8 protein-coding genes are annotated in these 6,908 nt (G+C 31.1%); 7 read left to right on the plus strand and 1 reads right to left on the minus strand.

From position 1 onward, the window contains the following. Window positions 1-95 precede the first annotated feature (95 nt). The 4 genes from QM536_01680 to QM536_01695 all read left to right on the plus strand — a co-directional run bounded on the left by QM536_01680 (window position 96) and on the right by QM536_01695 (window position 3,097). Complete coding sequence (locus tag QM536_01680; GenBank protein MDI9355719.1) at window positions 96-857, plus strand: hypothetical protein; 762 nt, start codon at window positions 96-98, stop codon at window positions 855-857. Between the two features lie 65 nt (window positions 858-922). Further along, complete coding sequence (locus tag QM536_01685; protein ID MDI9355720.1) at window positions 923-1,246, plus strand: hypothetical protein; 324 nt, start codon at window positions 923-925, stop codon at window positions 1,244-1,246. Between the two features lie 118 nt (window positions 1,247-1,364). Then, complete coding sequence (locus QM536_01690) at window positions 1,365-2,285, plus strand: hypothetical protein (GenBank protein MDI9355721.1); 921 nt, start codon at window positions 1,365-1,367, stop codon at window positions 2,283-2,285. Beyond that, window positions 2,282-3,097: a hypothetical protein gene (locus QM536_01695; protein ID MDI9355722.1), complete on the plus strand. Its 816-nt coding sequence runs from the start codon at window positions 2,282-2,284 to the stop codon at window positions 3,095-3,097. Before QM536_01690 ends, QM536_01695 begins: the two co-directional genes overlap by 4 nt. A 311-nt stretch (window positions 3,098-3,408) precedes the next feature. Here QM536_01695 and tgt read toward each other — a convergent pair whose 3' ends face one another. Next, on the minus strand, window positions 3,409-4,539 hold the full coding sequence (gene tgt, locus QM536_01700) for a tRNA guanosine(34) transglycosylase Tgt (GenBank protein ID MDI9355723.1): 1,131 nt from the start codon (window positions 4,537-4,539) through the stop codon (window positions 3,409-3,411). A gap of 222 nt (window positions 4,540-4,761) precedes the next feature. Between tgt and QM536_01705 the strand changes: the two genes are divergently transcribed. The 3 genes from QM536_01705 to QM536_01715 all read left to right on the plus strand — a co-directional run bounded on the left by QM536_01705 (window position 4,762) and on the right by QM536_01715 (window position 6,856). Next, window positions 4,762-6,024, plus strand: coding sequence for a hypothetical protein (locus tag QM536_01705; protein ID MDI9355724.1), 1,263 nt, complete (start codon window positions 4,762-4,764; stop codon window positions 6,022-6,024). Window positions 6,025-6,193: 169 nt separating this feature from the next. Continuing rightward, window positions 6,194-6,583 carry a hypothetical protein gene (locus QM536_01710; protein MDI9355725.1) on the plus strand — a complete coding sequence of 130 codons (390 nt, stop codon included), beginning with the start codon at window positions 6,194-6,196 and terminating at the stop codon, window positions 6,581-6,583. Continuing rightward, entirely contained in the window at window positions 6,584-6,856 is a 273-nt protein-coding gene (locus QM536_01715) for an energy transducer TonB (protein ID MDI9355726.1), read from the plus strand. It abuts the gene before it with no gap. Window positions 6,857-6,908: the final 52 nt, after the last annotated feature.

The following is a 6,908-nucleotide window of genomic DNA, read 5'->3' on the forward strand; positions in this document are numbered from 1 at the left end:
CGAGTGCAAAATAAGAAAGAGAGATCTCCCATTGGGGTACAAAAATTATGATACCCTGATGTAATTTTTTGTAATAATTTTATACAGATATCAAAATGAAACATTTAGTTAAAAAAAATAAAAATATATTGTTAGGAATACTATTTATAGCAATAATAGTATGTACTCCCTTTCTATTTGGGGAGGAAGGGTGTGATGATGGTTTTCATGAAGTAGCAAATTCTGTAAATGAAAATGAGCAAAATAATTCTGTATTTTCTAAAACGGATTTAATAGGGGCGGAATTTATATCTGATCAAAAATTAATAAACGAAAGTATGAAATATAGCACCCGTTTAGAATATATTCAAAAGAAAAACATAACATCATTAAACCAAGAATATGTAGAAAACAGGGCTATAGATTACATTTCTAAAAACAAAGGAGTAGATTTTAAGACAGAGTACCAACGTATAAAAACCTCAGATACCTATAAAGATATTTTGAAAATACAACAAGAATTTGGAGAAAATATAAAAAAAATAACTTCAAATAATCTTTCCCGTACGATGGGTGAATCTGTAGAAAATTTATTAAACTTTGCAGACGAAGTGACAAAACCTTTTGAAGAAATGCTTGTAAAATTAAATCTTACAGCAAATGAAAAAAAATATGTTTTAGGTTTTAATAACTTACTTCGTGAAACTTCTTTAAAGTATGCAAAAGAAAATTTAACAGAGCAAAATATCCAAAATATAAAAATAGCCACACTTGGAAATAATATAAAGTCCGTTATAAATGACTTTGAAAATAAAGTACTATTAGATGATTTTCTTACTAATGATGAGAAGAGTGTAATTCTTAAATTACTACTATAGCATACTTTAATACTGAGTATATACAGGATGGTTTAAAAAATTTTGATACCATTATTAAGACGACTATGATTTCATTTGAAGGCAATGATTCCCATAGATTAAGTTGGAATTGGAGAGTATTTTGGACTGTTGTAGCAGTTGTAGTAACTGTGGCAGTTGGTATTATTATTCCTCCTGCTGTAGGAGCTGTAGGTATTGTTGGGGCTATATCTGCTGGTGCCACTGGGGTAGCATTAGCTTCTGCAGCTGGTGTCAGCTTAGCAGTTGCTGCAACAACGAGTGTCGTATCAGGAACTACATATTGTGCTGCCAACGCGTATGCAGGAAATAATTGTGAAGATTGTAATCCTGCTTCATTTGTGGTTTCAGTATATAATTGTTCTCAGTAACCCAGTAAAAAATAGAAATATGAGAGTGACCGAAAAATCCTTTTATTCCAAGTATTTAATTTTAAACTTATTGGCAATCAAGCAGTTACAAAACTACAAGGGGATCAAAAGTAACTTTTTGGTCACTCTCTTTTTTTGTGCTTTTCTTTTTTTGAATGGGTGTATTCAATATGAGTTTATTCCTCGCAAATACAGAACCAGAATACGTAATACTTATTTAAAAGAATCTTATCAAGAAAGGAATCCTTTTCAATTACAGTATCTAAAAACCGATAAACAATTGACGTTTTTGGGAAATAATTCTCATCATCTATACAAAGATAGCATTCTTATTTTTTATCCTCACCTGAGCGTATATGATTCTTTAAACGAAGTACAAGCCCGAAAATTATTACAAGAGAATGTGGTAAGGTCTTTAAATAAATCAAAAGAAGATACTCTTAAACCAATACTGATAAAGTTACCTTTTCCTGATGTATCACACACATCGAAAAAAACATACAGAGAAAAAATGCAATATTCTATGTTGAAAGGGATAGAGGTAGGGTTGAACAAACATAATTTTCAAACAGAAGAACTATCCATACAGGATATCAAAAAAATAAATGAAAGTATGAGACAACTCATAAGGCGGAAAGAAAACACTATTGACGATACTCTATTATCTATTTTGAATAGATACCCACAAAAGTATTTTCTTTTAACTACGGGAAACATCTATTTGGATAAAACAGAAAAAGAATATAAAACAGATATAAAAAATTATAATTTGATTGCTATTCCCGTGCAGATAATTTCATTTCCTTTGAATGTTCTTACTTTAGGGGCATTTCCGGGATTAATATTTATTTTTCCTCCCAAAAAATCCTGTATGCGTTTGACGGTATCTATACTTGATAAGTCAAAAAAAAAAGTTTTATTTTATGATATAAAACAATATCCTGAAAATAAATTTATAATTCCCGAAGTGCTTGAGTATGAAATAAAAGAAATGGTAAAAAAATTTTTCAATATACCCGCAAGTAATAAAAAACAATGAAAAGAATACAAATAAAAGTTGCCTTTGTGTCCATATGGATAAGCATACTAAGTATATACTGTGGTTGTAGTAATATTTTTGAACGTCCTATTGTGGGACCAAGACAACTACTTACAGATAAAGCATTTATAGCCCAGTATATTTATGCGAGACCTTCGCTGAATTATGATATTGAAGGCATAACTTCTCTTTCTGCAGATAAAGGATTTGGTGGGGTAAGACCAAATTCTCTTTTTTATACTGTAGTACGTTACAGACTTGTATTTAGGTTTAATTTATGTGGAAATTGTAATCCTCATTCTTTTTTAGATGCTTTCACTCCTTCAGGAGAACTTAAGCGTAAAGAATATGTGGTTTCTTTTGACAATCGGATAGCAGAATTTGATGCTCTCAGAAAATACCATAAGGATACCACTAATAAATTAGGAATAAGTCAGTTTGTGGGAATAGCAGTAGCAGATACCTTAGAGTATATACATATTACTTCTGATAGAAAGTATAGTGAATCCCATACTGCCAGTCCCTATTATATGGATGATATAGTAAATGTATCTTTAGAAAGTGCGGGAATAGCTTTGCGAGAATATCATACAACGGGTATAGCTGGAGTATGGAATTGGTACTCCGATCTAAGAGTATCATATTTTAATATGGGAGATAGTATACCATTGAATTTATTAGATACAAAGATGTCTTTTTCTCTTGAGGCCCCTCCGTATAGCGTAGATACCTTTCAGTTGACCTTTCATTGGAGATATAAAAATGGGACAGAATATAGGACCACTTTACCAAGATTAATAATTACAAGATAAGAAATAACTGATGAGATACAATACTAAAAGAGAGCAGCGTCTGTAAAAAGTGACTCTTTTTTTTTACTTACTTACTTTAGGCAAACATATAATACAATTTCATACCTTGACCTTTTATGTATTACATACACTTTTTGAATATAATGTTTGCCTAAGGGGAAAAACTAAAATGAACTTCAAGACCATCGTATTGATGAAATAAAATATTCGTGTTTTACATTTTTAACTCGCAACGGTCTCGATACGCACGTTTAAAAATGTTTTTCTTTTTTATAAAAAATTAAAAAAAGAGATTTGGGAAGGGGGAATATTTATATTCTTTTAGAAAGAAGGGGAAGCATCGCATTTTTCCAATCTAAAAAAGTTCCGTTAAGTATCTGAATACGAGCGGTTTTTACAAGCCAAAGGTAAAAAGAAAGATTATGAATGGAAGCAATTTGATACCCTAAAATCTCTTTGGCAATGATAAGATGCCGTAGATATGCTTTGGAATAAAAACTACTCACGGGAGAGTTTATTTCTGTATCTATAGGGGAAAAATCGTGTTTCCATTTTTCATTTTTTATATTAATAGTTCCATTTTGGGTAAAAAGCATTCCATTTCTACCATTTCGAGTAGGCATCACACAATCAAACATATCTACTCCAAGGGATATGGCTTCTAAAATATTTTGAGGGGTCCCTACTCCCATAAGGTATCGGGATGAATTTTGAGGCAGAATATTACATACTAATTGGATTATTTTATACATTTGATATGCAGGTTCTCCTACAGAAAGACCGCCTATAGCATTACCTACGGAATGTTTATTACTTATATACTCGGCTGATTGTTTGCGTAAGTCCTCATAAATACTGCCCTGCACTATAGGAAAGAGAAATTGTTGATAATTGTATTCTTTTTCGGTGTTTTCAAAAGTATCTACGCACCGATCCAACCAACGATGGGTGAGTTCCATAGATTTTTGGGCATAAGTATATTCCGCAGGGTAAGGAGGACATTCGTCAAAAGCCATAATAATATCTGCACCTATAATTCGCTCTGCTTTTATAACATTTTCGGGTGAAAAAAAACAATTGGAACCATCAATATGGGATTGAAACATCACACCGTCTTCTTTTATTTTTCTTTTATGAGCAAGGGAATATACTTGGTAACCACCACTATCACTGAGTATGGATCTGTTCCATCCATTAAATTTATGTAGTCCCCCTGCATTTTTAAGAACCTCTAATCCAGGTCGTAAAGAGAGATGATAAGTATTCCCTAAGATTATAGAAGCATTTATTTCCGATTCTAATTCTTTTTGATGCACTGCTTTCACCGTTCCTGCAGTTCCTACGGGCATAAAAATCGGGGTTTCTATGATTCCATGGTCCGTTTGTATTCTCCCAACCCTCGCACTTGTTTTTTTATCGGTATGTTGTAATTCAAAAAACATTTTTTTATAAATTAAAGTGTTAAAACAATCTTTTTGAAATTCTACTCAGTAAATTAAATTTTATCTATTATAATAGAAATATTCTATCAAATAAAATCAGTTTCTTTTATTTTCTCATAATAAATTCTATTTTTATGAAATACATATACTATAGATAATACTACTTCACAAAACATATTTCTTTCTCAAACACCAAGCCTCAAAATAACACATATATATAGAATGACAAACAAACATCATTTTTTTATTTTTATATTACTCCTTTTCTTTATCAAAAATAATTCATCAAACGCACAGGAGTCCCTCTCTTCCTATACTCTCTATGCTGAGGATAATATACCAAGGACTTTTGCTCACAACATATCTATGGGTGAAATTGGTATAAGTGCTTATTCTTATTTTCATATAAATTCCTTAAATCCTGCTCTTCTCATAAAAAATAATCTTACTACTTTTCAAACTGCCTTTATCGGAGATTATAAATATATACAAAAAGATACCAACAATGCGGAAAATTTTGGTGGAAATCTGAGGTATGTTTCTTTTGTCTTTCCCATTATTACTACTAAATGGAGCATACATGTGGGAATTGCTCCCCTTAATAGTATATATTATAATATAACATCATCTCTGCCCGAGAATACAGCTTCTTTTCGTTATAATATAAATGGAAAAGGATCGCTTTCACATTTATATTTTTCTAACGGGATAAAACTCTTTAAAGATTTTTCAATCGGGTTGAGAGTTTCTTATGTATTTGGCTCTGTAGATGAATCTATCAATACTAGTTTACCATCTTATAATTTTGGAAACGATTACTCCATATCCTATTTTATAAAAAATCTATACCGAGGAGTAGAAGGTGGATTAGGATTTGCTTACGAACAAAAATTATCAGAAACATATTCTATAAATTATGGAATAATAGCAGATGTCTTTTCTTATATAAATAAAAACACCACCATCTCTACCCAAAGAATAGATGTAAATACAACCGCCTATCCTTTAGATACCTTACAAGGAACAACCCATTCAATAATAAAACTTCCGATAAAAGTAGGAGGAGGAATTTCTTTTATAAAACAAAATCATTACACCATAGGAACAGAAATGAGTGTTGTAGAATGGACAAATCCTCTCTCCGATGTATTAAAAAATACTACCTTTCAAAAAAATATACAATGGAATATTGGAGGAGAATATATTCCTAAGTATAACTCCGAGTTCTATCTAGCAAGAATACGTTATAGAGCAGGATTTAGTTTTCAAAAAATGCCTTATCTTGTAGGAAATCAAAATGTATATGAATGGGCATCACATTTTGGTTTTTCTTTTCCCGTGAGTATTTTTTCCAGTATAGACCTTTCTTTCAAAATAGGAGAAAGAGGAAAAAACGAAGGTATGCTTATCAAAGAAACATATTTTCAAATCTATTTTGGAGCTACTATAAATGACAAATGGTTTATAAAACGAAAATATGATTAAGAAAATACCATTAAATAAGTAATAAAAACGATTATACTTTCAAAAAAAAATAAAAACAGATATCATTGAAAAAAGATAAAAAACATCTTTTCATAAAAAAGAAAAGGAAATCTCAATATAGTAAATTGTATTTGTTATATAGTTTTTAATTTTAAACTATCCTATATATATGGAAGCAAAAAAAAAACCACGAGTAGATTATTTAGAAGCAAAATCAGGTGTGTTTTTAAACTTAGGCATAGTCGTAAGTTTACTTATTTGCTGTATAGCATTTGAATGGAAATCTTATGATGATGGAAATCTTATAAATTTAGGAGCTGCGGAAACAATTTTTGAAGAAAACTTGGAGGTTCAAGCAACTCAACAACCACCGCCATCTGTAATAAAACAACCAGAAATTGTAGAAGTACCCGACGAGGTAGAAGTAGAAGAAAAAGCTCCTGAAATAGACGTAGAAGTAGCTACAGAAACTGTCGTAGAAGAACAAATTTTTGAAAAACCTGTAGAAGAAGAAGGAACAATGTGCGAATTTGGAATTGAACCCACTCCTAAAGGATGAATGCAAGCTTTTTACGCTTTTATAGAAAAGAATCTTACCTACCCTAAGGAAGCAAAAAGAATGACTATTGAAGGAAAAGTATTCGTTCAATTTGTAGTTGATGAACAGGGTTCTCTCACGGAAGTGGAAGTAGTAAAAGGAATAGGTGCAGGATGTGACGAAGAAGCAGTAAGAATTATTAAAAATCAACCTACTAAATGGACTCCCGGGGAACAAAGGGGAAAACCAACAAAAATCCGTATGATACTCCCTATTACTTTTAAATTACGATAATTTTTGTATATCTTTTGTGTTTTCTATCATTACCACATTGAAAAAGTACCAG

The organism is Chitinophagaceae bacterium (assembly GCA_030053935.1).
Taxonomy (GTDB): Bacteria; Bacteroidota; Bacteroidia; order Cytophagales; family JASGCU01; genus JASGCU01.